This window comes from Actinokineospora enzanensis DSM 44649 (assembly GCF_000374445.1).
Taxonomy (GTDB): domain Bacteria; phylum Actinomycetota; class Actinomycetes; order Mycobacteriales; family Pseudonocardiaceae; genus Actinokineospora; species Actinokineospora enzanensis.
Genome location: NZ_KB894405.1, coordinates 153,110 through 177,354, shown reverse-complemented (window position 1 = coordinate 177,354; position 24,245 = coordinate 153,110). Strand labels below are relative to the sequence as shown.

The window sequence follows — 24,245 nt, the reverse complement described above, 5'->3', positions numbered from 1 at the left end:
CCACCGCACGACTCCACGTCCCGCACCCGACCACGGGGTGTCGGCGTGAGCGCGTGGGAGGACGTCGTCGGGGCGGCGTTGTTGGGGACGCGGCGGCGAGTGCCGAATCCGGCGCAGTTGCCCGAGGAAGTGCGGCAGGCCGTCGCCACCAGGGACGATCCGGCGGAGCAGGTGCTGGTCGCCGCCGTGCTGCTGGCGGCCGCGCGGCGGGCCGGGCAGGTCGCCCGCACGGATCTCACACCCCTGCCCAGGGCCGCCGCCGACCCGCGGCCGGTGGTGCCGTCCGCCGCGCGGGAGCGGTTGGCGCGGTTGTTGGCGGAGAACCGGCCGGAAGTGCTGCGGGAATGGCTGGAGGCCGTCACCGCCGCCGGGTTCCGGGTGCCGCCGGAGCGGGTTCCGGCGCTCGCGGACGCCGCCGGGAGCCGGATCCTGTTGCGAGAGCCGTTGGCCGCGGCGGCCGGGCCGGTCGGCGGGTGGTTGGGCGCGCGCAACCCGGAGTGGGCGTTCCTGGCCAGTCCGGTGCCGGACGACGACACCGACCTCTGGCAGTACGGCAGTCTCGTACAGCGCCGCGCCTGGTTCACCCGTGCTCTCACCACCGACCCGGACGCCGCGCGGGCCGCGCTCGGGAGTACCTGGGACAGCGAGCCCGCGGATGTCCGGTCCGCGTTCCTCGACCTGCTCGCCCCGCGCATCCGCCCCACTGACGAGGAGTTCCTGGAACGCGCCCTCGACGACCGCGCCGGTTCGGTCCGCCAGCGTGCCGCCGAGATACTCGCCGGGCTCCCGGACTCCGCGTTGGGTGCCCGCATGGTCGAGCGGATGCTGCCGCTCGCGGGCCTGCGCGGGAAGACCCTGGTCATCAACCTCCCGACCGACGACGCCCCGCGCGACGGCCTCCGCGCGCCGTCGAGCGGGGAACGTCGCACGGCCATCCTGCGCCAGCTCGTCGCCGCCACCCCGCTCCGCTTCTGGGACACGTTCGGCACGCCCGCCGAGGTGGCCGCGCGCAAGGTCGACGGCGTCGCCCCGAGCGTGCTGCGGGAGAGCCTGGTCCAGGCCACGCTCCGGCAGCGCGACCCGGCCTGGGCCCGCGCCCTGCTGGCCGTCAACCCGGCGGGCCATGAGGCGGGCGCCCTGGTCGGCGCCCTCCCGGCGGCCGACCGCGCCGAGGCCGTGGCCGCCCTGCTGACCGGCCTCGACACCGAGACCGCCGCCTACCTCGCCCGCGAGCTCCCGGCCCCGTGGCCCCCCGACCTGGGCGACGTCCTGCTCGACTGGATCGGCGCCCAGGGCGACAAACGCCACGTCGCGCACGCCGCCGCCGTGATCGCCGAGACCGTCCCGCACGCCTGCCTGCGCCACCCGGTGGCCCTGGCCCGGCCGTCCGCCGAGGCGCCGCACTGGCGCCGCGGGCTCGCCGAGACCCTGGCCTTCCGCCGCGCCATGTACGAGGAACTGACCGATCTGCCGACCCGATGACCTCCGCCACCAGACCTCTCACCCCCACCAGGAGCTGACATGACGACCGCGGTGCTCCGGCCGCACGCCGAGGACGAGTACGCCGCCGAACTGGCGGCGCTGGCCGCGCTGGACGAGCGGGAGCGGCCGCCGTCGTGGCGGTTGTCGCCGCAGGCCGTGGTCACCTACCTGATGGGTGGCACGCTGCCCGACGGCACCGCGATCAGCCCCAAGTACGTGGGCCCGCGCAGGCTGATGGAGGTCGCCGTCGCCACCCTGGCCACCGACCGCGCGCTGCTGCTGCTCGGTGTCCCCGGCACCGCCAAGACCTGGGTGTCCGAGCACCTGTCCGCCGCGATCAGCGGCGACTCGACGCTGCTCGTCCAGGGCACCGCGGGCACCTCGGAGGAGTCCATCCGCTACGGCTGGAACTACGCGCGGCTCATCGCCGAGGGGCCGAGCGAGCGGGCGATCGTGGAGAGTCCCGTGCTGCGCGCCATGCGCGACGGCAAGATCGCCCGGCTGGAGGAGCTGACCCGCATCCCGGCCGACGTCCAGGACACCCTCATCACCATCCTGTCCGAGAAGACGCTGCCGGTCCCGGAGCTGAACACCGAGGTCCAGGCCCGTCCCGGTTTCAACCTGATCGCCACCGCGAACAACCGCGACAAGGGTGTCAACGAGCTGTCCAGCGCGCTGCGCCGCCGGTTCAACACCGTCGTCCTGCCGCTGCCGGACACCGCCGAGGCCGAGGTGGAGATCGTCAGCCGCCGCGTCGCGCAGCTGGGCACCTCGCTGCGGCTGCCCGCCGAGGCCGCCGAGCTGACCGAGATCCGGCGCGTCGTCACCGTGTTCCGCGAGCTGCGGTCCGGTCGCACGGAGGACGGCCGCACCGCGGTGAAGTCGCCGTCCGGCACGCTGTCGACCGCGGAGGCGATCAGCGTGCTGACCGGCGGTCTGGCGCTGGCCACGCACTTCGGCGACGGGGTGCTGCGCCCGCACGACGTGGCCGCGGGCATCCACGGCGCGGTCGTCAAGGACCCGGTGGCCGACCGCGCGGTCTGGATCGAGTATCTGGAGACGGTGGTGCGCGAGCGCGACGGCTGGGCCGACTTCTACCGGGCGGGCCAGGAGATCACCGGCCGATGACCACGCACCTGCTGGGGATCCGGCACCACGGCCCGGGGTCGGCGCGCGCGGTCGCCGCCCGGCTGACCGAGCTGCGGCCGGACCTGGTGCTGATCGAGGGCCCGCCGGAGGCCGACACGCTGGTCGGGTTCGCCGCCGACCCGGCGCTGCGGCCGCCGGTGGCGCTGCTGGCGTACGCGGCCGACGACGTGTCGCGGGCCGCGTTCTGGCCGTTCGCGTCATTCAGCCCGGAGTGGCAGGCGCTGCGGCACGCGGTCGAGTCCGGGATCCCGGTGCGGTTCTGCGACCTGCCTGCCGCGTACCGGTTCGCGAGCGATGAATGCTCCACTGTGGACTCGGACCCGCTGGCGGAGCTGGCCGCGGCGGGCGGCTACGACGATCCCGAGCGCTGGTGGGACGACGTGATCGAGTCCCGGCGCGGCGCCGAGTCCCCGTTCGAGGTGATCGCCGAGGCCATGGCGGCGCTGCGCGAGGACCACGAGGTGACCGACGTCCGCGAGCAGCGCCGCGAAGCCCACATGCGCACGGTGCTGCGCAAGGCACGCAAGGAGGGCTTCCAGCGGATCGCGGTCGTCTGCGGCGCCTGGCACGTGCCCGCGCTGGCCGACCCGCTGCCGCCCGCGAGCCACGACCAGGCCATCCTCAAGGGACTGCCGAAGCGCAAGGTCACCTGCACCTGGGTGCCGTGGACGCACGGCAGGCTGGCGGCGGGCAGCGGCTACGGCGCGGGCGTGCGCTCACCCGGCTGGTACCACCACCTGTTCGGCTCCGACGAGCACACCACCACGCGCTGGCTGACCGCGGTCGCGGGCGTGCTACGCGAGGAGGACCTGCCGGTCTCGACCGCGCACGTGATCGAGGCGGTGCGGCTCGCCGACGCCCTGGCCGCGTTGCGCGGGCGCGCGTCGGCCGGGTTGGCGGAGGTGTCGGAGGCGACCCGCGCGGTGCTGTGCGCGGGCGACGACGTGCGCGCCGACCTGGTCACCCGCCGGATGCTGGTCGGCGAGACGCTGGGCGAGGTGCCGGACTCGGTGCCGCGCCCGCCGTTGACCGCCGACGTGGTGAGCACCGCCAAACGCCTGCGGCTGCCGCGCGACCCGCTGTCCCGCGAGCTCGACATCGACCTGCGCACCCCCGGCGGTCTCGACCGGTCACAGCTGCTGCACCGCCTCGTCGTGCTCGGCGTCCCGTGGGGCAGGCGCGTCGAGTCGGCCAAACGCAGCAAGGGCACCTTCCGCGAGACCTGGCAGCTGGCCTGGGACCCGTCGCTGGAGGTCGACCTGGTGACGGCCGCCGCCCAGGGCACCACGGTGATCGCGGCCGCGACGACGGCGGTGCGCGCGACGGTCGCGGGCACGCCACCGCTCGCCGAGGTCACCGACGCGGTCGAGGACTGCCTGCTCGCCGACCTCCCCGACGCCCTGCCCGACGCGTTGACCGCGCTGGACGCGCGCGCCGCCGCCGACGCCGACGTGGCGCACCTGATGACCGCGCTGCCCGCGCTGGCCCGCGCCACCCGCTACGGCGACGTGCGCGGCACCGACACGACGGCGCTGCTGACCGTGGCCCTGCGGGTGCTGGACCGCGTCTGCGCCGGTCTGCCGCCCGCCACCCACGGCATCGACGACGAGGAAGCGGCCCGGTTCTGCGAGCTGGTCGCCCGCGTGCACGACGCGACCGGGTTGTTGGGCGAGGACGCCACCGACCGCTGGCTGACCGCACTGCACCGGCTGGCGGTGCGGGAGTCGCTTGCCCCGCTGCTGGCGGGCCGCCTCACCCGTCTCCTTCAGGACGCGGACCGTATCGACACCGCCGAGGTGGAACGCAGGCTCGCCCGCTCGCTCACCGCGGGCGTCGACCCGCGCGCCGGAGCCGCCTACGTGGAGGGCTTCTTCGCGGGCGGCGGCCTCCTGCTCGTCCACGACGAACGCCTGCTGCGGGTGATCGACACCTGGCTCGCAGGCATCCCCGCCGAGCTGTTCACCGAGGTCCTTCCCCTGCTCCGGCGCACCTTCGGCGCGTTCGCCGCCCCGGAGAAGCGCGCCATCGGCGAACGGGCCGCGACCCTCACCGGCGCCCCGCGCCCGGCCGTCGGCGCCGCGACCGACCTGGACGACGACCGCGCCGCCCGCGTCCTGCCCGTACTGCAGACCCTGCTCGGCGTGACCCCCGGGAGCCGCCCGTGATCCCCGAACCCGAACGCCTCCGCCGCTGGCGCCTCGTCCTGGGCGGCGCCGCCGACGGCACCGGCCCCGCACTGTCCACAGCGGACACCGGCCTGGACGGCGTGCTGGCCGCCCTCTACGACGGCGAACCCGGCCAGGCCCGGCGCGGCCGCGCGGGCAATCTGGCGGCCTCGGCCCCCACGGTGGCCCGCTGGCTGGGCGACATCCGCCGCTACTTCCCCAGCACGGTCGTACAGGTGATGCAACGCGACGCGGTCGACCGCCTCGGCCTGACCCGCATGCTGCTGGAACCGGAGCTGCTGGCCGCCGTCGAACCGGACGTCCACCTGGTCGGCACCCTGCTCACCCTCAACGGCGTGATGCCCGAGGAGACCAAGGAGACCGCCCGCGAGGTCGTCCGCACGGTCGTCGAGGAACTGGAACGCAGGCTGGCCGAACCCACCCGCGCCGCCATCAAGGGCGCCCTGGACAAGGCGGCCCGCACCCACCGACCGCGACTGTCCGATGTGGACTGGCCGCGCACGATCCGGCAGAACCTCAGGCACTACTCCCCCGAGCTGGGCACGATCATCCCGGAACGCCTGATCGGCTTCGGCCGCAAGCAGAGCAGCGTCCAACGCGAGATCATCCTGGCCGTCGACCAGTCCGGCTCGATGGCCGAGTCGGTGGTGTACTCGGGCCTGTTCGGCGCCGTACTCGCGTCCATGCGCGCGCTGAAGACCCACTTCGTCGCCTTCGACACGGCCGTGGTCGACCTCACCGAGCACCTGACCGACCCGGTCGACGTCCTGTTCGGCACCCAGCTCGGCGGCGGCACGGACATCAACCGCGCGCTGGCGTACTGCCAGGGCCTGATCACGCAGCCGGAGAACACGCTGGTGGTGCTGATCAGCGACCTCTACGAGGGCGGCGTCCAGGCGGAACTGCTGCGACGGGCCGCCGAGATGACCGAGTCCGGCGTCCAGATGGTCGCGTTGCCTGCATTGTCGGACTCCGGCACGCCGTCTTATGACCGGGAGAACGCCGCCGCCCTCAGTGAGCTGGGAATCCCGGCGTTCGCGTGTACACCGGACATGTTCCCGGACCTCATGGCAGCCGCCATCCGCCGCGACGACCTCTCCGCATGGGCGGCGACGGCCACCGAGGCGTGAGTCGTCAGCATGTGTTGACGACCGACGAGTGTCAGCATACGCTGACGACATGACTTTGCTCGCGGACCTGGACGAGGCGACTCGTGCTGCCGACCCCGACGTCTCCTTAAGGGCGGTTGCCCGTCTTCGTCATCTGGTGGAGCAGCTGGAGGCTCAGCAGGTGGCGGCGGCCCGGGGGGCGGGGTGGTCGTGGCAGGACATCGCCTTGCGGCTCGGCGTCACGAAGCAGACTGTTCACCGTAAGCACCGATCGTTGGACGTGTGATGTTTCGCGGAGATCATCCGGTTCTGGGACAGGTTCTTGGCACGGCCTCCGGGCACGCTCGGCGGCTTGGACACGGTCGGGTCGGTACCGAGCATCTGCTGCTGGCTTTGGTCGACGCACCTCCTGTCGCCGCTGTGCTGACGGACCATGGCGTCACCTCGTCGGGCCTCGAAGCGGCGATCCAGCTTGCCGGGCCGTCCGGAGCCGGGGCGGCGGCTGATCGCATTTCCCTACGCGCTCTCGGGGTCGAGGTCGATGGGTTGCTGGTTCCCGAGTTGCTGGATCGGGCGCCCGCACAGGAACCTCTGCTCCCACTCGGAGCCAAACAATCCCGCCGCCGTGCCGCGCGTCTGTCGCCGCCATTGGGACTGGATACGCAAGCGGCCTACGCGGCCTCGCTCCGGTTGGCATTGGCCCGCCGCGAACGCGACCACCGTGTCGAACACCTTGCTTTGACACTTCTGGCGCTCGACCCCGGGGTCGACTGGATCCTCACCACCGCTGAAATCTCCACCCACTCCTTGCTGGCGGCCCTGGCAACGGCGTTCCCGCCCCCGCACCGCAATCCGTTGCTCCGCTTGGAACGCGCACTAGGCCGACCAGCGCGCCACCGCGACATCATCCGCCGCTACCACCACACCACCGGCCGCCCACCCACGACACCAGCCGCCTTGAACACCCTCATCCACCAACCGACAGGAACGTGATCCCGCGCCCCGACAACGCGGCATCCGACCACGCAACGCGACAACCGCCAGGACCCGGGGACGACGGGACCACCCCGCCATCCCCGGGTCCTGCGTCGTGCTGAATCAGCAGGCGCCGAGATCTGCCCAGACCCAGGGTGCCTGTCCCGGCTTCTCCACCCGCACCCACCAGTTCGCCTGGTAGACCCGTCCCCCGGACGAGACCCGACTCCCACCCACATAGCTGACATCCCGCCCCCAAGCCGGGGCGGTACAGGAGAACCCGCCCCCGGTCACCGCCGGAAAGTCGAACCCCCACCCGGCGGCCTTCCACTGCGGAATCAACCCCCGATAAGCGGCAACGGTAGGCGCCCGATCCCCACCCCCGTCATGGCTCAACACCACCGCGGTCGGATAGATCTGCGTGGACAACCGAGCCGAGATCACCTCGGCCCCGGATCCATCCCAGTCCTGCGGATCCACCGTCCACGCCAACGACGACATCCCCAGCGAGGCGGCGATCCCGGGCGCGGCTCCCCAGCTCCCATACGGCGCCCGGAAGTACCGGATCGGCAGGTTGGGGTCCCCGGCGGCCTGCCGGATGGCGTCATTGGTCGTCACCAGGATCGACCGGATCTCCTCCGGCGTCTTCGCCGCCAGGTCCTCGTGCTGCAACGTATGGTTGCAGATGGCATGCCCATCGGCCACGATCCGCCGCACCAGCTCCGGGTGTGCCGCCACCTGGTTCCCCAACAGACAGAACGTCGCGCGGATTCGCTGCTCCCGCAACAGGTCCAGGATCGCGGGCGTGTAGTCCGACGGGCCGTCGTCGAACGTCAGGGCCAGGAGCCGGCCGTCGCCGCGTGTGCGGTACACGATGTCGCCGGTGGGACCGCCTGCAGCAGTCGCGGGTAACGCGGTCACCACAGTCGCGAGCACTGCCGCGAGGACAGTGAGCGCTCTCTTCGAGCCGAACGCCATGGGAGTGCCTTCCGTGGCCGGGGTGTCAGGGTGCGCGCACTGTATTGGTCCACACCATCCGAACGGAACGGTCGGGAACGATCTTTCGACGGTCCACCGATCCGCGCTTGCCCATCGGGCCACCTAGGCGCCATGATGGCGCCATGGAGTTGCAGCCGTATGTCGACCACCTGCGCCACGAGCTGGCCGTCGCCGCCGCGACCGAGGGTGACGACGCGCGGGTGCTGACCGACCGGCTGCTCGCCCATCTGGCCGCGGCGACGCGGTTGACCCTGCTGGACGCGCTGTCCACGGCCGCTGACGAGATCACCAGGGAGCTCGCACCCGGGTCCGTCCACCTGCGGTTGCGCGGGGTCGAGCCGAGTTTCGTCGTGGTCGACCGGGCCGAGCCGGAACCGCGTGGCGCCGAGGTGGCGCCACCCGCGCCCAAGGTCGACGACAGTGCCCCGGCCCGGATCAACTTCCGACCGCCGGAGCAGCTCAAGGCCCGGATCGAGGAGGCCGCCGCGCGCGAGGGCATGTCGGTGAACGCATGGTTGATCTCGGTGCTGACCAATGTCTTCACGATGATCGACGTCGGTGCCGCGCAGCCCGGCAAGGGCGGGCAGAGCTTCACCGGCTGGGTGGGCTGAGGTGGCCACGTTCGACACCCCGGACCCGGTCTCGGTGACCCTCGACCTCGCCGTCGCCGCCGGTGACGTGCGGATCGTCGCGGCCGAGCGGGTGGACACCGTGGTCGACCTACGGCCTGCCGACCCGGACAGCCGGGCCGACGTGAAGGCCGCCGAGCAGGCCCTCATCCTGCGCACGGCCGACAACATCGTGGTGCGCGCGACCAAGCCCTGGTACGGCGACTACACCCCGTTCGGCCGCGGCGCGATCACCGTGCGGATCGACCTGCCTGCGGGTTCCGCGGTCCGCGGCGAGGCCGCGCTGGGCGGGTTCGTCGCCGAGGGGCGGCTGGGCGAATGCGTGCTCAAGACCCACCGCGGCGACATCCGGCTGGGCGAGACGGGGCCGGTCCGGCTGACCGCGGGCAGCGGCGAGGTGCGCGTCGACCGGGTCGCGGGCCCGGCGAGGGTCACCCTCGGCCACGGCAGCGTCCGACTGGGTGAGATCCTGGGTCCGACCACGGTCAAGAGTTCGCACGGCGACGTCCGCCTCGACCACGCCTGGGGTGCGGTACGGGTCCGCGGCGCCGCGGGCGACCTGCGGGTGGGCACGGCGCGCGGCGATGTGGACGTGAAGACCGCGCGCGGCGACATCCGGCTCGACGAGGTCGGTCGGGGCACGGTCGTGGCGATCACGGCCAGCGGCGAGGTCGAGGTGGGGGTACGACCGGGAGTGGCGACGTGGCTGGAGGCGCACACCAGGGTCGGACGGGTGCGCAGCGCGCTGCGCCCGTCCGGGCCGCCCGCGCCGGGCACCGACCGGGTCCGGGTACAGGCCCGCTCGTTCGCGGGCGACATCGTGATCCACCCGGCCCGGCCGCCCGCGCGGCCGGTGTCGGACGAGGCGGCGGACAGGGCCGGAGGGAACGACGGAGGACGACCGTCGGACGGCGGTCGGTGAGTGAGGGGACGATGACGACCAACGGGAAGGTCGTGCTCGACGTCGAGGGCCTGCGCATGCGCTACGGCACCACCGACGTCCTGCACGACGTGACATTCCAGGCGCGGCACGGTGAGGTGCTCTGCCTGCTGGGGCCGAACGGCGCGGGCAAGACCACCACGATCGAGATCGTGGAGGGCTTCCGGATGCGCTCGGCCGGTCGGGTGTCGCTGCTGGGCACCGACCCGGCGCACGGCGACGAGGCGTGGCGCGCGCGGCTGGGCGTGGTGCTGCAGTCCTGGCGCGACCACGGCAAGTGGCGGGTCCGGGAGCTGCTCGACCACCTTGGCCGCTTCTACGCGCCGTACTCGACCGACACGATCACGCGGCCATGGGACCCGGATGAGCTGGTCGAGGCCGTCGGCCTCACCGAGCACCGGGACAAGAAGGTCCGCATGCTCTCCGGCGGCCAGCGGCGCCGCCTGGACGTGGCGATCGGCATCGTGGGCAGGCCGGAGATGCTGTTCCTGGACGAGCCGACCGCCGGGTTCGACCCGGCCGCCCGGCACGAGTTCCACGAGCTGGTGCGCAGCCTGGCCGAGGAGCACTCCACCACGATCCTGCTCACCACGCACGACCTGGACGAGGCGGAGAAGCTCGCCGACCGGATCATCGTGCTGGCGGGCGGCCGGATCATCGCCGACGGCACCGCCGACGAGCTGGCCCGCAGCATCGCGGGCGAGGACGAGGTGCGGTGGGTGCGCGGCGGCGAGCGGTTCAGCCAGACCACCGCCGAGTCCACCAAGTTCGTGCGCGAGCTGTTCCGCCGCTACGACGAGGAGATCGAGGACCTGGAGGTCCGCCGGACCTCGCTGGAGGACACCTACCTGGAGCTGGTGCGCCGGGTCGAGTCCGGGCACGGCGAGGCGCCGGTCGAGCTGGGAGAGGTGACGAGGTGAACCCCACCCTGACGGCGCTGCGCGCGGGCTGGCAGCGCGGCCTGATCGAACTGCGGCAGACGTTCACCAACGGGCAGGACATCTTCGGCCAGCTGTTCTGGCCGGTGGTCATGCTGGTCGTGCTGTTCTTCCTGCGGGACAGCACAGTCGAGGGCGTCAGCCTGGGCGTCGGCGTGCTCGCCCTGCCCGGCGCGCTTGGCATGAACCTGGGCATCACCGGCATCATCGGCATGAGCCAGCTGCTGTCGGTGGAGCGCGAGGACGGCACCCTGCTGCGCGCCAAGGCGATCCCGAACGGCATGCTCGGCTACCTGGTCGGCAAGATCGTCATGGTCACCGGCACCCTGGTCGCGGGCGTGCTGATCCTGCTCGTCCCCGGCTCGTTCCTGCTCGACGGCCTGACCACGGACTCGCCGACCACCTGGCTGGCGCTGCTCGGCGTGGTCGTGCTCGGCGCGATGGCCACCCTGCCCGCGGGCGCGGTGATCGGCTCGCTGATCACCAGCCCGCGCAGCCTGGGTCTGATCATGCTGCCGATCATGGGCCTGGTCGCCATCTCCGGCGTGTTCTACCCGATCGCCGCGATGGCGGGCTGGGTGCAGTGGCTGGCCCAGGTGTTCCCGATCTACTGGCTGGGCCTTGGCATGCGCGCCGCTCTGCTGCCGGACTCGGCGGTCGCGGTGGAGCTGGGCCAGTCCTGGCGCCACTGGGAGACGGTCGCCGTCCTGGGCGCGTGGGCCGTCGTCGGCCTGGTGCTGGCCCCGATCGTCCTGCGCCGCATGGCCCGCCGCGAGTCGGGCTCCAGCGTCGCGGCCCGCCGCGACAAGGCGATGCAGCGCGTCGGCTGAGTGGTTCACCGCCTGCCCGCCATCCCGGCCCGGGATGGCGGGCAGGCGTTTTTCACCATGATGGCAGGCAAAAAGCCCATCCCGGTCGAACGGACCCCCGACCGTCGCGGCGGATGTCCACTTGGCGCATCGGATCCGGGTCGCGGCCGGAGGCGAGCCGGGCGAACGGGTGTCCGAGGGATGGAATTGGCGCGAAGTTCACTCATCCGGTGATGCGATCGTTCCCTGTGTCCGGCAAGGGAATTCGTCCGCAGGGCGAACGAGAGTCCACCCTATGGGAACGGTGACTTCACCGCGAAGTTGCTCGGCACCGGTCCGAGAATGCCTGGTATGACAACGAATTCCTGTCCGCTGAGCGGACAGCCGGACGTCCACCCGGGAAGAATCCCTTGTCAGGCTGGGTTTTTCCGGCCCGCGACGATCTTGGCGGACTGTGTCGTTGCCCACCGGGGGTGAAGCGGGATGCTTCCCGAGGGCCGGAACCCGCGAGAATCGGTCTTATGTCGATCTTGTCCGGGCCGGGTCCGCTGCGGGACATGTCCATCAACACGCTGGTGAACACCGTGGGCACCGGCCTCTGGTACGCCGGGAGCGCGCTCTTCCTGACCCGGTCGGCGGGCATCCCCGCGACCTCGGTGGGGATGGGCCTGACCATCGCGGGCTTCGTCGGGGTGCTGGCCAGCCTGCCCGCGGGCGCGCTGGCCGACCGGCGCGACCCCGGCAGACTGCGCGCGCTGGTGCAGGCCGGACAGGCGGTCACGGCGGCGGCGTACATCCTGGTGCACGAGTTCCCGGTGTTCCTCGTCGTCGCCACGCTGGACTCGCTGCTGACCGCGGCAAGCCTGACCGTGCGGGCCGCGCTGGTCGCGAGCCTGGCCGGGCCCGCGCACCGGGTGCGGTTCTTCGCCGAGCTGCGGGTGGTGGCCAACATCGGGATAGGGGCGGGCTCGCTGCTGGCCACCACCGCGCTGGCCGCCGACACCCGCCCGGCCTACCTCGCGCTCGCGCTGACCAGATCGGTCCTGTTCCTCACCTCGGCCGTGATGCACATACGCCTGCCGCGGCTCACCCCGCCCGCCGACACCCCGGAGAGCCCGGCCCGCCGCTGGGCCGACGTCCTTGGCGACCGGCCGTACCTGTCGGTGACCACGGTCTCGGCCGCGCTGTACGCCCACCGGGTGGTCCTGCTGCTGATCGTTCCACTATGGACGGTCAACCGCACGGCCGCCCCGCCCGCCCTGGTGTCGGTCCTGCTCGCGGTGAACTCGACGATGAGCGTCCTGTTCACCATCCGCGCCAGCCGCGGCGTCGACACCGCTCCGGACGCCGCCCGCACCATGCGACGATCGGGGCTGGCGCTGGCCACCGCGATGCTGATCTACTCGCTCAGCGGCAACACGCCCGCCGGGTTCACCGTCGTGCTGCTCCTCACCGGCACCATGGTCTGCACCGTGGGCGAGCTCCTGCACGCCTCCGCCAGCGCGGGCCTCGCCTACTCCCTGGCCCCCTCCGACGCGATGGGCCGCTACCAGGGCCTGAACACGTTCACCCACGGCACGGTCGAGGCCGCCGCCCCCGCGCTGCTGACCCTGCTGTTACTGGAGGGTGGCCCACTCGGCTGGCCCGCCCTCGCCATCCTGTTCACGGCGGCGGCCCTGGTGACCCCCGCCCTAACCCGCTGGGCATGCGCGACCCGGACGAACTGACGTCTCCTGCGGACGCCCGGGGCGAGTCGACGCCCTATCCCCCTGCGGCGTCGTTCGGGTCGGCGCGGGCGAAGACCACCGTCCCCGCCTCCCACGCGTCCCGTTGGTAGGGGGGCAGATTCTCGCCGTCGGCGATGACCTCCACCAGTGCCGGACCCAACCCCCACTGCAACGCCCCCTGCGCGGTGGCGACGTCGGCGTCCTCGGCCAGCTTCACCACATACACGGTTTTGTCCGGAGTCCCGGCTTCGTCCGGGTTCCCGGCCACGACTCGACGGGACTTTCGGACTTCCCGCAGAGCCGCAAGCGTTTTCGCGGCGGCGACCAGGGGCTGGTCCGTCGAGTCCTGAGTGGACTCGGGACGGAAGGTGATCTCCGGGACGGTGGCGGGCGGAAGGTCGGCGATGATCGGGCTGTCGGCGTGCAGGCCCGCAGCCGTGAGGAGGGCACGTTCGTCCGAGGTGAGGCCGATGGCGTTGTCGGCCAGGTCGAACAGGAGGGACCGCTCCAGATCCTCCAGTTCTCGGGCGGCCAACGAGTTGCGCAGGGCAGCCAGATCGTCGTCCGGGAGGCGTCCTGCCAGGTTGCGGAGCAGGGTCACCAGGGCGGTGGGCACGGTGTTGGTCCTCTCGGCCGAATCAGGGACAGCCCGCGACGGGGATGGGGGATGTCGGGGTGCGGACACCCGCGTTGTCGGTGACGTAGGTGACGGGTTGGCCCGCCTGGTCGACGGCGGGTTTTCCGGTGGCGTCCAGGGCCGGATAACGCCACGTGTCGGTGGCTCGGTCGTAGCGGGGTGGGAGCGTGCGGGCGCCGTTCAGCTGTGGGTTGGCCGGTGGGTTGTCGGGGTTCTTGAACAGGGTGGTGTCGTTCAGGGTGGCGGACTTGGCGACGTGCACGCGGTCCCGGTCGACGATCCGGTTGGGGCCGCCCGCGCGGAGGGCCGGGTAGGCGTTGCGGAAGGTGCCGTCGGAGTAGACGTACATGTCGATCTCGACGGTGATGCCCTTGACGGTGGCCGTGCCCAGGTAGCGCCAGGACCAGACCGGTGCGTTCATGTGGTTGCGGTCGGCGCGCGGCTGGGTCGTCAGGTTGCCCTGGCTGTCGACGGTCCGCCCTTGGTCGGCGACCTGGGCCAGCGCGGCCTTGACGTCGTCGAGGGTCCAGGCCGCCGGGAACTCGGTCTTGCCGGGGCCGCCCGCGCCCGCGAGGTGGCCGCCGGTGTTCTGCTTGCCCGGGTCGGCGGCGTCGTATGGGTCGCCCTCGGCCATGTGGTGCACGTTCGGCTCGGTGAACACCAGGTCCTTGCCCGCGGGCTTGGTCCTGGGGATGTCGGCCGGGCGTCGGTGCAGGAACGCGGTCAGGTCGTCGCGGGTGAACACGTAGCGGCCGCCGGGGACGCTGTCGCGGGTGAACTTGTTGGCGACCATCAGCTCGTCGACCACCGGTGTGTCGGTGCCGCCGCCGAGCAGGTCGGCCAGCGACCTGCCGTCGACGCGCAGCAGGCTGAGCTGGTCGACGAGCACCTTGCGCTGCACCTGCCCGTAGGCGGGGAACGCGTCGCCGAAGTCGAGGACCAGGGTCTTGGCCAGGCCGGTGGTCTCGACCGTGGCGAACCGCTTCAGCGCCTCGTCGGCCGCGGTGTGGACGCGGCGGTCGCGGTCGTCCGGGTTGGTCACCGAGGCGATCGAGTAGACCCGCTTGCCGAACGTGTCGGTGACCAGCCCGGTCTGCGCGCTCAGCGAGTTCGGCGACCGCCCCGGCTGTTGGGCCAGGTCGGCGAGCAGGGCCAGCTGCTGCCGGGCGGCGAGCCGCTCGGCGCCCTTGCCGCGCACGGCCGACCGGGCGATGTCGATCACCGGGCTGGGCTGCCCGTCGGCCACCGCGATCGCCGGGTGCCGGGCCAGCGTGCGCAGCAGGCTCAGCAGCCGCGCGTCGCCGGACTTCTGCACCAGGTCGATCACCCGCTCGACCGCCGGGTCGTCCGGCGCGGCCGCGCGGGCGAACCCGGCCACCGCGGGACCGGGGGTGATCAGCCGGTCGATGACGGAGTTGACGTCCGGCCCGGCCACCTCGGGCCTGCCGGGCACCGGCCGGTTCGGGTCGACGCCCTTGTCGTACAGCCGCCTTCCGGTGTCGAGATCGCCGCCAGCGATCGTGGTGACCTGGGCGAACGCGCTGACGTCGTAGGGCCGGGTGCAGGACTGGGTGCAGGTGTAGGCCGGGTTCACCACCTGGAACACCTGCTCCGAGCGCTGTCCCGGCGCCACCGTGAACGGCAGCACCCCGCCGCCCCCGCTGGTGGCGGTGACCGACAGCATCCCGGTGGCGGCCTCGTCGCCGGAGTTGACCACCGCCACCGGCGTCGGGCAGGACGCCGTCATGCAGGTGCCGGTGGCCACGATGTCGATCGACAGGTCCGGCCCGTGCCCGGCCGCGGGGACCGGCGGCGGCTCGGGTGCCGACGCCACTTTCTCCCCCGCGTCGGTCACGGTCTTGTTCGCGCGCTCCCGGCACGGGTCGTCGACCGCCGTGGTGCTCACCAGCCCGGACGAGTACGCGCCGCCGGTCTGCGCCTTCCGCAGCCGGTCGCCCATGCCCGCGAGCGGACCGCCGATCCCCAGCAGCAGGCTGTTCTCACTGGACAGGTAGATCGTCCACGGCGACCCGTGCGCGGACAGCGCGAACGCGCGCGTGCCGTCGACGTACACCGTCGGCCGCGCCGTCCACGACGACCCGTCGACGACCTCGCGCAACCGCGCCCCGGACAGCGCGGTGAGCATGCCGACCGGGAAGCCCATGTCGTCGGTGGCGTGCACCCAGGTGTCCGACAGCGACTGCGCGTAGACCGGCACCGTGTTGAGCCACCAGGCGCTGTTGGCGTTGACCACCACCCGGTCGCGCACCGCGAGGAACGTGGCCGCTCCCCCGGCGCCGTCGGACACCGTGGCCGTGGTCCGACCGCCGGACAGCGCGACCACGTCGATGGCCAGGTCCACCCCGGACTCGGTGGTCAGCGAGCCGCGCAGCCGCACATCACCCAGCCCGCCGAGCTGCCCCAGCGCGGACCGCGCCAGATCGGCGGCCCCCGTCGCGCTCGGCGTCCCGGGCACCGACACCGGCCCGCTCAGCAGCGCGGCCAGGCAGGCCACCACGATCACCACCCCGGCGAGCACACCCCCGCCGAGCACCCGCCGCGACGCCGTCAGCCGCATGGCACACCCCCAGATCCACATCCGACGCGAGCATTCTGCACCCCCTGGTCCGGCGCGGGCACGGAGTTGTCCACAGCCCGCTCGGCAAGGGCCGGGCGGGCGATCGGCAGTCCTCAATGGACGACGGTGGGTGCGGCCCGTTGGTAGTGACGGGTGAACACCCCGGCACCACCGTGTGAGCGGCCGCGGATCGCGGAACGGCGCCGGTCGGCGGCCCGATTCCGCTCCATGGCAGCCGCCCCGAGGATGTGGAGGAACGCCATGGCCCCGCGCCCACCCGACCGACTCCCCGCCACCGGCGGACTCGCCCTGGCCGTCGCGACCGCGGCCGGGGCGATCACCGCACTCGCCTGCCCGGCCGCCGCGGACCCCGGCGTGCCGCACGCCCCGGTCACCGTGTTCGCCGAGGACTTCGAGAACGGCCTGGGAGTCCCGGCCACCCTCCTGCCCGACTACACCGGCGCCCCGCCGCTCGCCGAGACCTACGCGGCGGACCCGGCATGGCTGCACTTCTGCAACGGCTTCCTGATCACCCGCGACACCCCCAACCCGCCGGGCAGCGGCTGTGGCTCCGGCCCCTGGGCGAACCTGCAGGCCATGTCGGCCGCCCTCGGACAGTGGTCCGGCGGCGACCCGGACACCAACCACGCGGTCACCGCCTACACCGACGGGGCCAATCCCGGCCCGGACAAGGTCCAGCTGGAGACCCGGACACCGATCCCGCTGCCCGCGACCAACCGCTTCCTGGCGTTCTCCGTGGACGGCGCCGAGCGCAACTGCTTCGCCAACCACGCGCGGTTCGCGTTCTACCTGCTCGACGGCGACACACCGATCGCGACGTTCGACCACCCGATCGAGCCGTGCGCGGCGCCGCAGCAGGTGATCGGGGGCACCGCGGTCGGGACCTACCACAGCGACGCGCCGGTGTTGGTGAACAGCTCGGCGGTGGGGATCAGGCTGGTCAACCAGCAGGCCAGCGGTGTGGGAAATGACGCGGCGTTCGACAATGTGCGGATTCTCGATGTCACGCCGCAGCTGGATGTCGTCGCGCCCGCGGCGAATGTCACGGTCGGTACGGCCACCACGCTGACTTACACGGTCACGAACACCAGTGAGCTCACGGCGAAGGCCGGGTGGTCGTTTGGTGGTTCGTTGCCTGCGGGGCTGGCGTGGGCGGGGACCCCCAGCAGTTCATGTGCCACGGTTGTCGCCGACGGGCGGGGTTTCAGTGCTACCGGGTCTCTCGCTGCGGGTGTGGCGTCCTGCGATGTCAGCCTTCCCGTTACCGCTGCCCGGGTCGGGTCTTATACGACCTGTGCGGGAAATCTGTCGGTGCTGGTGGGGTTGGATCCGCCTGGTTGTGCCACTGTTCGCGTGGTGGGGCCGGTGCTGGCGTTCAACGCATACGCGCATGGGGGGACGGTCGATGCGTTGCTGGTTCATCTGGGGCCGATCGCTCCGGCGGACTACACCTGCACGACCGGGCCTGGCAGTAGCCATAACTCGATCACCGGGACCGGACTGCCCGGCGGCTCGCTCAGCGTGATCAGCAATGATGCTTCCGGCGCGGTCGATGCCAATGGATTGCGCACCTCGCGGGCCGTGTCGAGTATTGCCGCGTTGAATTCGCTCGGCGGGCTGGTCACCGCGGATGAGATTCGCACCGAGGCAGTGGCCGCGGTGGACGCCGGCGGTCAGGTGACTGCCACCGGCGGCGTCAGTTTCCACAATCTGCGGGTGAACGGGGTGCCGGTTGCGCCCGGGTTGAGTGTGCAGATCGTGATTCCGCTGGTGGGAAATGTGACCGTTGATGAACGGACGCCGTTCGCCAGCGGGGCGGGCATGTCGGTGAACGCCATTCACATCCGGCTTCTCACCGGCGTGGACGTCGTCATCGGGCATGCACGCGCCGCCCTCGGGACGCCCTGTCCATAGCCCGCGACGCGACCCGGCCTGCTTTCCGGAGCGGCCGACCGGCTTGATCGGGTGGACGGTCAGTCCACCCGATCAAGCCGTGGCACGATGCCCGAGGTCAGAGCCGGAACCGCGCCACCGTCTCATGCATCTGCCCACTCATCTCGGCCAGCTCGGTGGCCGCCAGCTGCCAGTGCCGCACCCCCGAGGTAGTGGTATCGGCGGCACTGGCGACCCCACCGATGTTGCTGGCGATCTCCCGACTGCTGGAAGCGGCCTCGGCCAGGTTCCGGTTCATCTCGTGGGTGGTGGCGGTCTGCTCCTCCACCGCGGCCGCGATCACGATCTGGAAGTCACTGATCCGCCCCACCGTGGACACGATCTCGCCGATCGCGGCGATGGCGTCCGCGGTGTCCGCCCGAATGGCCTCGACCCGGCTCGTGATGTCCTCGGTGGCCTTCGCGGTCTCCTGGGCGAGATCCTTGACCTCGCCCGCCACCACGGCGAACCCCTTCCCGGCATCACCGGCACGAGCGGCCTCGATGGTCGCGTTCAACGCCAACAGGTTCGTCTGCTCCGCGATCGAGGTGATGGCCTTGACCACGTCGCCGATCTCCGCGGAGGACACCCCCAGCTTGGCGACGGTGGCATTGGTCGCCTCGGCCACGGTGACCGCCTTGGTGGCCACGTCGGCGGCCTCGCTCGCGTTGTCCGCGATCTGCCGGATCGACTCGCCCATCTCGTTGCCGCCGGTCGCCACGATGTCCACGTTCTCCAGCACCCGCGCGGCGGCCTGGGTGACCGCGCCCGCCTGGCTGCTGGCCTCGTCGGCGGAGCCCGCGATGTCGGCGGACACCGAGGTCAGCCGCTCGGACGCGGACGACAGCGCGCCCGCGTGCGCCGCCAGGCTGGTCACCGTGACCCGCAGCGACTCGACGGTGTGGTCCACGGCCTGGCCGACCTGGGCGATCTCGTCCGAGCCGGGCAGGTTCGCGCGAATCGTCAGATCCCCCTGCTCCAGGCCGCGCAGCGTGCGCACGACGGTGGCCAGCGGACGTACGACCGACCGGGTGGCCCACACACTCAGCCAGGCCGCCAGCAGGAGCGCGGCGATGAGCGTGGCGCCCAGTGCCCACGAGCTGGTCGACTGGGTGCTGTCGGCGTCGGCGCGCAGGCCCGCCATGCGGGTGTCCAGGGACGCGGACAGCTTGGTGGTGGCGTCGAGCACCTTCGCGTACGCGGCGGAGGCGTCGCCGCCGTCGATGCTGTCCATGGCTTGGGCGCGGGCGGCCATGGTGTCGGCCTGCAGCCACTGCATGATCTTGGTGTCCCAGGCGAAGTAGTCGTCCCAGGCCGGGCGCAGGCTCGCGAACTGGGTGCGCTCCTCGGCGGTCATCCACTCGGTGTGCGTGGCGTCCAGGTGCGCGTACGCGCCCGCCTTGGACTTCAGCTCGGCCGCCCGGTTGTAGGAGTCGTCCGCGGTGGCCTTCGCCGCGCCGTACGCGCCCGCGTCCGCGAGGACCAGCGCCTGCCAGCCGGTGACGTCCGCGATGTCGTACTTCACCTGCGCCACCTCGTCGCGCAGCTGGCCGAGCTGGTCCAGCTCGCCGTGCAGGGAGTCCTGGCGACTCAGGCCGTACCAGCCCGCGCAGGCCGCGAAGACGATGAGGAGCACGAGGACCGCGAACGAGCCGCCGAGGCGGGTACCGACCTTGGCCTTGCCGAGAACCATCTGGTGCCGTCCTTCCGGGGACGATCCGGGGCCACCGCGTGATCGGCAACCGGGATCGCCCGCCCCTTCGGCCGCGGGCCCGCGGACCTGAGCCACGAAGGGGTGGCACGTCCACTCGATCGGGACAACCGTTTCGCACCCGACGCAACCATCATCCCGCACCCGGCCCTGCCGATCACCCGGTGGACTGCCCCCAGCGGGCCCGGCGACCAAGGAGGGTCGACCGGCAGGTCACACCAGGAACGAGGGACCACCATGAGCGCCACCAGGAAGAGGACCGGGCTGAAGACCGCCGCGGTGCTGACGACCGGCCTGGTCGCCAGCGCGCTCGTGATCTGGTTCAGCAGCTATGCCGCGTTCACCGCGACCACCTCCAACAGCGGCAACACCTTCAACTCCGGCTCCGTGTCGATCACCGACGACGACAGCAACGGCGTCCTGTTCACCGTCTCCGGCCTGAAGCCGGGCGACACCGGCACGCGCTGCATCGAGGTGACCTTCACCGGCAACGTCGCCTCCTCGGTCAAGCTCTACACCACGGCCGTCTCGTACACCGGCACCCTGGGCACCTACATCGACTTCGTCGTCAAGCAGGGCACCGGCGGCACCTACGCGGACTGCACCGGGTTCGTCGCCGACGCCAGCGGCGGCACCATCCACAACGGAACGCTTGCCGCGTTCGCGTCCGGGTACACCAATTTCAGCAACGGCATCGGCACTTGGACCCCGTCCACCGCGAACAGCAAGAAGACCTACCAGTTCACCTACACGCTGCAGGACAACAACGCCGCCCAGAACAAGAGCGCCGGGATCGGCTTCACCTGGGAAGCGCAGAGCTCCTGATACACACGACCGGCACGAGGACACCGTGAACGTCGCGCGGATCACGCGGTGGCGGGCTTACCTGCCCGCCACCGCTGCTTTCGTCGCGCAGTCCGCGCTGTCCACGTTGCTGTGGCTGCTCGCCTGGTGTGTACTGCCGGTCGTCATCTCCTGGCAGCCCTATGTGGTGCTGTCAGGTTCCATGGCGCCCGCGATCCGACCGGGTGACGTCGTCATCGTCGGTTCCCTGCTGACCGAGCACCCAGTACCGGGCGCCGTCATCGCGTTCCCCGACCCGGCGGAGCCCGATCGCACGCTGCTGCACCGGGTCGCGCGCGTGGACGAGCTGGGCAACCTCATCACCAAGGGCGACGCCAACCCGGTCGCCGACAGCACCCCCGTCGACCCCGAGACCGTGCACGGACAGGGCCGCCTGCGCGTGCCGTGGGTCGGTCTGCCCATGTACTGGCTGCACAGTGGGAACTACCTGGCCCTGATCCTCGGACTCGTGGGACTGGTGGCGTTGGCCGCGCTCGCCCGCCTCCGCCGACGGGACGGCCCGCCGCCGTCGTCCCCGGATCCCCCGCCGCCACCGCCCCCGCGCACCGGTCGCCACCGCAAGCGCCCGGCCTGGCGTCTCCGCACCCGCCGTCACCCCGACCGGCGGGTCGTCGGCGTGGTCGCGTTCGGTGTGGCGATGCTGCTCGTGTTCGAGGGCACCGGGTTCGCCAAGTTCTCCAAGACCACGACCAACTCGGGCAACACGCTCGGCTCGGCCACCACCTTCCCGACCTACCCGGCCACGGTCAACGCCGACAGCCCCAGCTTCTACCACCGCCAGGACGACGCGGCCTCGTCCGCGGCGACCAGCACCGCCACCGACTCGTCCACCAACAACCGGCCGGGTCAGTTCGCCATGCCCACCAACGGCCCCTACACGTACTGGCGCTTCGACGACGCCTCCGGCACCAGCACCGCAGACGCCGCGGGCGGGGCGGACCCGGGCACCCTGGTCAACGGCCCCACCTGGTCGACCGGGCTCACCGGGTCCGGCCTCCAGTTCGACGGCACGGACGACCGGGTGGTCGGCGCGGGTCCGTCCACCGCCTCGGACACGAGCTTCTCGGTCTCTCTCTGGGTCAAACCCGCCAACACCACCGCCGCGGTCATGTTCGGACAGACCGGAACCGCCTCCAGCGCCTGGTACGTCTACCAGAGCGCGAACGTATGGCGGTTCGGCATGACACGGTCCGACACGGCAGGCGCCACCGCGGACTACATCAGTTCCACCACAGCGGTGTCCACGACCCAGTGGACCCACCTGACGGCGGTCTATGACGACCCGAACAACGTGATGCGGCTCTACGTCAACGGAACACTGGAAGGCTCGGGCGCGCGCCCCGACGCCTACGAGTGGCGTGCGACCGGTGTGCTGTCCGCAGGCTCCCTGCTGCTGAGCGGCACCTGGCAATACCCGTACGCGGGCGCACTCGACGACGCACGCGTGTACCCGCGCGTGCTGGGCGCCGCCGAGATCTCCGGCATCATCGGCGCCGCCACCGCCCCGAACGCGCGCTACGATATGGAACAGGCCGGTACCACCGCAACGGACTCCTCCCCCAACGGCTACAACGGCACCGTCAACGGTGGTGCGGCGTGGAATGCCAACGGCCGCACGGGCCGTTCACTCACACTGGACGGTGTGGACGACTACGTGTCCGCGTCCACCTTCGCCATGCGCACCGACACCAGTTTCACCGCCTCGACGTGGGTATATCTGACCAGCCCCGGTGGCGTCGACCGCACAATCCTGACCAAGGACAGCACGAACATCGGCGCGTTCTTCCTGTCCTACATAGCCAGTACGGGCAAGTACGCGTTCACCATGCCCGCCTCCGACAGCACAAGCGCGAGCACGGTCCGCGTATCGAGCACGACAAGCGCGACCACCAGCACGTGGACACACCTCGCGGCTGTGTGGGATGCGGCGGCGGGACAGATGCGTCTGTATGTCAACGGAGCGCTGGAAGGCAGCGCGAGCCGTTCCGGCGGGTGGAACGCATACGGTCTGATCTCGATCGGCCGTGGCTACCGCTCCGGCGCGGGCGCGGAGTACTGGCCTGGTTATGTAGACGAGGTCGCACTGTACAACCGGGTCCTGAGCGCCTCCGACATCGAGGACGCGTACACCCGGCCTTCCCTGGACTGGCAGTTCAACGACAACATCGCGGTCACCGCCTCCGACGACTCGGGCAACAGCAACGACGGCGCGATGAACAACGTCCGTTGGACCGACTACGGCTACGAAGGCACGGCGGGTCTTTACTACTACGACAACACCAACAGCTGGACTGTCAGCCAGACGGCCCCACTCCGTACGGACTTCGGGTTCACCGTGTCCACGTTCGCCTATCTGAACGCGGCCTCGTCAGGGCAGGCAGTGTTGTCGCAGCAGGGAACCAACGACAGCGGGTTCATCCTGGGACTGGACAACAGCACCCTCCGCTGGACGTTCCGCATGCCGCGCTCGGACGTGAACTCGCCTACGTACGACTCGGTTCTCAGCACGTCCGGCCCCCAGATCAGCCGTTGGTACCACCTGGTCGGGGTGTTCTCGGGCGGCAGCAGCGGCACGATCAAGCTGTACGTGGACGGCGTGCTGCAAGGAACCACCACCCGTGGCGCGAACAGCGCGTGGAACGCGACGAACCCACTGGAGTCGGGGCGCGCGTTGCGCAGTGGCGTACAGACTGATTACTTCAACGGGGTCATCGACAAGGTTCGCACTGTCCAGGCCCCGCTGACGGCAACACAGGTACAGAACCTGTACAACGCGGGCGCACCCGCCCCGACCCCGATCCCGGTGGCGGGTGCCTTGTCCCCGATCACGGCAGGCATGCCGGGCGCGTTGCAGGGTGCTCAACAGGGACAGACCACCAGCACGGCGACGGCGTTCAACGGCACATCGAACGCGGCGAACCTCACGAGTTCCGCAAACCCGTCGACATTCAGCGTCGAGACATGGTTCAAGGTGACGGGTACGGCTGGTGGTCTGATCGCCGGCTTCTACAACACAATCAGCGCGAACAGCACTACTCGGGACAGGGTCGTCTATCTGGACAGTGCGAGCCGCCTCGTGTTCGGGGTTGCGCCGAGTGGGGTTGTGAAGACGATCTCGACTACTACGTCGTACAACGATGGAGCATGGCATCACGTGGTCGCGAGCCTGGGTGCGGCGGGGATGAAGCTCCATGTGGACGGAAACCTGGTCGCCACCGACGCGGCCACCACGACCGCCCTGAACATGACCGGCTACTGGCGATGGGGTGGGGGTGTGCTGCCTGGTTGGCCCAGTCGGCCGCTCAATGACTATCTGGTGGGGACACTGGACGAGTTCGCGGTGTATCCGGCACAGTTGACGGACGCCCAGGTTCGCCGCCACTTCCACGCCAACCACTAGCTTCTCGTTCCCTGTACGGACTTCTGCCGTGACGATGGGTCGCCGGGGCGTCGCCGCTTCGAGGTAGGTGCACCCCTCATGAGCACAAAACCCGCTCGGCTAAGGCGATTCGCTGACTGTCGGTCACGATGCATTCAGCCCATCGGGCTATGTGGATGG

18 protein-coding genes are annotated in these 24,245 nt (G+C 71.3%); 14 read left to right on the top strand and 4 right to left on the bottom strand.

Translation table 11 applies throughout. The annotated features are described in order from the left end of the window. The first annotated feature begins 45 nt into the window (after positions 1–45). Genes C503_RS48420 through C503_RS44320 form a run of 6 tightly spaced genes read left to right on the top strand, consistent with a single transcriptional unit; the run spans position 46 to position 6,919 of the window. Positions 46–1,482, top strand: coding sequence for a DUF5691 domain-containing protein (locus tag C503_RS48420; protein WP_018681219.1), 1,437 nt, complete (start codon positions 46–48; stop codon positions 1,480–1,482). Between the two features lie 39 nt (positions 1,483–1,521). After that, positions 1,522–2,610: an ATP-binding protein gene (locus C503_RS0105655; protein WP_018681218.1), complete on the top strand. Its 1,089-nt coding sequence runs from the start codon at positions 1,522–1,524 to the stop codon at positions 2,608–2,610. Continuing rightward, positions 2,607–4,796: a DUF5682 family protein gene (locus C503_RS0105650; RefSeq protein WP_018681217.1), complete on the top strand. Its 2,190-nt coding sequence runs from the start codon at positions 2,607–2,609 to the stop codon at positions 4,794–4,796. Before C503_RS0105655 ends, C503_RS0105650 begins: the two co-directional genes overlap by 4 nt. Next, positions 4,793–5,947 (top strand): VWA domain-containing protein, encoded by a 1,155-nt coding sequence (locus tag C503_RS0105645; protein WP_018681216.1) that lies wholly within the window; start codon positions 4,793–4,795, stop codon positions 5,945–5,947. Before C503_RS0105650 ends, C503_RS0105645 begins: the two co-directional genes overlap by 4 nt. Before the next feature lie 49 nt (positions 5,948–5,996). Continuing rightward, positions 5,997–6,212 (top strand): hypothetical protein, encoded by a 216-nt coding sequence (locus tag C503_RS0105640; protein ID WP_026315997.1) that lies wholly within the window; start codon positions 5,997–5,999, stop codon positions 6,210–6,212. Beyond that, the gene (locus tag C503_RS44320; RefSeq protein WP_084476832.1) at positions 6,212–6,919 is read left to right on the top strand and encodes a Clp protease N-terminal domain-containing protein; all 708 of its coding nucleotides are present in this window, start codon (positions 6,212–6,214) and stop codon (positions 6,917–6,919) included. The genes C503_RS0105640 and C503_RS44320 overlap by 1 nt, the downstream gene beginning before the upstream one ends. Positions 6,920–7,024: 105 nt before the next feature. Here C503_RS44320 and C503_RS38100 read toward each other — a convergent pair whose 3' ends face one another. After that, positions 7,025–7,837: a polysaccharide deacetylase family protein gene (locus C503_RS38100; RefSeq protein ID WP_211222322.1), complete on the bottom strand. Its 813-nt coding sequence runs from the start codon at positions 7,835–7,837 to the stop codon at positions 7,025–7,027. Positions 7,838–8,022: 185 nt separating this feature from the next. On the opposite strand from C503_RS38100, the gene C503_RS0105625 reads away from it, so the two are divergent. The 5 genes from C503_RS0105625 (at position 8,023) to C503_RS0105605 (ending at position 12,943) form a co-directional block, all read left to right on the top strand. Further along, positions 8,023–8,511 carry a toxin-antitoxin system HicB family antitoxin gene (locus C503_RS0105625; RefSeq protein WP_018681212.1) on the top strand — a complete coding sequence of 163 codons (489 nt, stop codon included), beginning with the start codon at positions 8,023–8,025 and terminating at the stop codon, positions 8,509–8,511. Between the two features lies 1 nt (position 8,512). Next, complete coding sequence (locus C503_RS38095; RefSeq protein ID WP_018681211.1) at positions 8,513–9,451, top strand: DUF4097 family beta strand repeat-containing protein; 939 nt, start codon at positions 8,513–8,515, stop codon at positions 9,449–9,451. 11 nt (positions 9,452–9,462) lie between these two features. Beyond that, entirely contained in the window at positions 9,463–10,389 is a 927-nt protein-coding gene (locus tag C503_RS0105615) for an ABC transporter ATP-binding protein (protein ID WP_018681210.1), read from the top strand. Then, positions 10,386–11,237 (top strand): ABC transporter permease, encoded by an 852-nt coding sequence (locus C503_RS0105610; RefSeq protein ID WP_018681209.1) that lies wholly within the window; start codon positions 10,386–10,388, stop codon positions 11,235–11,237. The genes C503_RS0105615 and C503_RS0105610 overlap by 4 nt, the downstream gene beginning before the upstream one ends. A gap of 500 nt (positions 11,238–11,737) precedes the next feature. Next, positions 11,738–12,943 (top strand): MFS transporter, encoded by a 1,206-nt coding sequence (locus C503_RS0105605; protein ID WP_018681208.1) that lies wholly within the window; start codon positions 11,738–11,740, stop codon positions 12,941–12,943. 34 nt (positions 12,944–12,977) lie between these two features. Here the strand turns inward: C503_RS0105605 and C503_RS0105600 are convergent, their stop codons facing one another. Both C503_RS0105600 and C503_RS0105595 read right to left on the bottom strand, forming a co-directional pair. Next, positions 12,978–13,559, bottom strand: coding sequence for a hypothetical protein (locus C503_RS0105600; protein ID WP_018681207.1), 582 nt, complete (start codon positions 13,557–13,559; stop codon positions 12,978–12,980). A 22-nt stretch (positions 13,560–13,581) separates the two neighbouring features. Further along, positions 13,582–16,158, bottom strand: a complete 2,577-nt coding sequence (locus C503_RS0105595) for an EndoU domain-containing protein (protein WP_018681206.1) — start codon at positions 16,156–16,158, stop codon at positions 13,582–13,584. Between the two features lie 261 nt (positions 16,159–16,419). Here C503_RS0105595 and C503_RS0105590 point away from each other — a divergent pair, with 261 nt between their 5' ends. Further along, entirely contained in the window at positions 16,420–18,093 is a 1,674-nt protein-coding gene (locus tag C503_RS0105590; protein WP_018681205.1) for a choice-of-anchor P family protein, read from the top strand. A gap of 97 nt (positions 18,094–18,190) precedes the next feature. Here the strand turns inward: C503_RS0105590 and C503_RS0105585 are convergent, their stop codons facing one another. Continuing rightward, on the bottom strand, positions 18,191–19,804 hold the full coding sequence (locus C503_RS0105585) for a methyl-accepting chemotaxis protein (RefSeq protein WP_018681204.1): 1,614 nt from the start codon (positions 19,802–19,804) through the stop codon (positions 18,191–18,193). A 255-nt stretch (positions 19,805–20,059) separates the two neighbouring features. Between C503_RS0105585 and C503_RS46675 the strand changes: the two genes are divergently transcribed. Together C503_RS46675 and C503_RS0105575 are read left to right on the top strand one after the other, a co-directional pair. Next, positions 20,060–20,647, top strand: a complete 588-nt coding sequence (locus C503_RS46675) for a M73 family metallopeptidase (RefSeq protein ID WP_018681203.1) — start codon at positions 20,060–20,062, stop codon at positions 20,645–20,647. Positions 20,648–20,672: 25 nt separating this feature from the next. Next, positions 20,673–24,086, top strand: coding sequence for a signal peptidase I (locus C503_RS0105575; RefSeq protein ID WP_026315995.1), 3,414 nt, complete (start codon positions 20,673–20,675; stop codon positions 24,084–24,086). Positions 24,087–24,245: the final 159 nt, after the last annotated feature.

What these genes read in the sequence shown, in the direction of transcription:
- C503_RS46675 (WP_018681203.1), top strand. Translation starts at nt 20,060, where the DNA reads ATGAGCGCCACCAGGAAGAGGACCGGGCTGAAGACCGCCGCGGTGCTG.
- C503_RS0105650 (WP_018681217.1), top strand. Translation starts at nt 2,607, where the DNA reads ATGACCACGCACCTGCTGGGGATCCGGCACCACGGCCCGGGGTCGGCG.
- C503_RS0105625 (WP_018681212.1), top strand. Translation starts at nt 8,023, where the DNA reads ATGGAGTTGCAGCCGTATGTCGACCACCTGCGCCACGAGCTGGCCGTC.
- C503_RS44320 (WP_084476832.1), top strand. Translation starts at nt 6,212, where the DNA reads ATGTTTCGCGGAGATCATCCGGTTCTGGGACAGGTTCTTGGCACGGCC.
- C503_RS0105655 (WP_018681218.1), top strand. Translation starts at nt 1,522, where the DNA reads ATGACGACCGCGGTGCTCCGGCCGCACGCCGAGGACGAGTACGCCGCC.
- C503_RS0105595 (WP_018681206.1), bottom strand. Translation starts at nt 16,158, where the DNA reads ATGCGGCTGACGGCGTCGCGGCGGGTGCTCGGCGGGGGTGTGCTCGCC.
- C503_RS0105615 (WP_018681210.1), top strand. Translation starts at nt 9,463, where the DNA reads ATGACGACCAACGGGAAGGTCGTGCTCGACGTCGAGGGCCTGCGCATG.
- C503_RS0105590 (WP_018681205.1), top strand. Translation starts at nt 16,420, where the DNA reads ATGGCCCCGCGCCCACCCGACCGACTCCCCGCCACCGGCGGACTCGCC.
- C503_RS0105605 (WP_018681208.1), top strand. Translation starts at nt 11,738, where the DNA reads ATGTCGATCTTGTCCGGGCCGGGTCCGCTGCGGGACATGTCCATCAAC.
- C503_RS0105640 (WP_026315997.1), top strand. Translation starts at nt 5,997, where the DNA reads ATGACTTTGCTCGCGGACCTGGACGAGGCGACTCGTGCTGCCGACCCC.
- C503_RS0105585 (WP_018681204.1), bottom strand. Translation starts at nt 19,804, where the DNA reads ATGGTTCTCGGCAAGGCCAAGGTCGGTACCCGCCTCGGCGGCTCGTTC.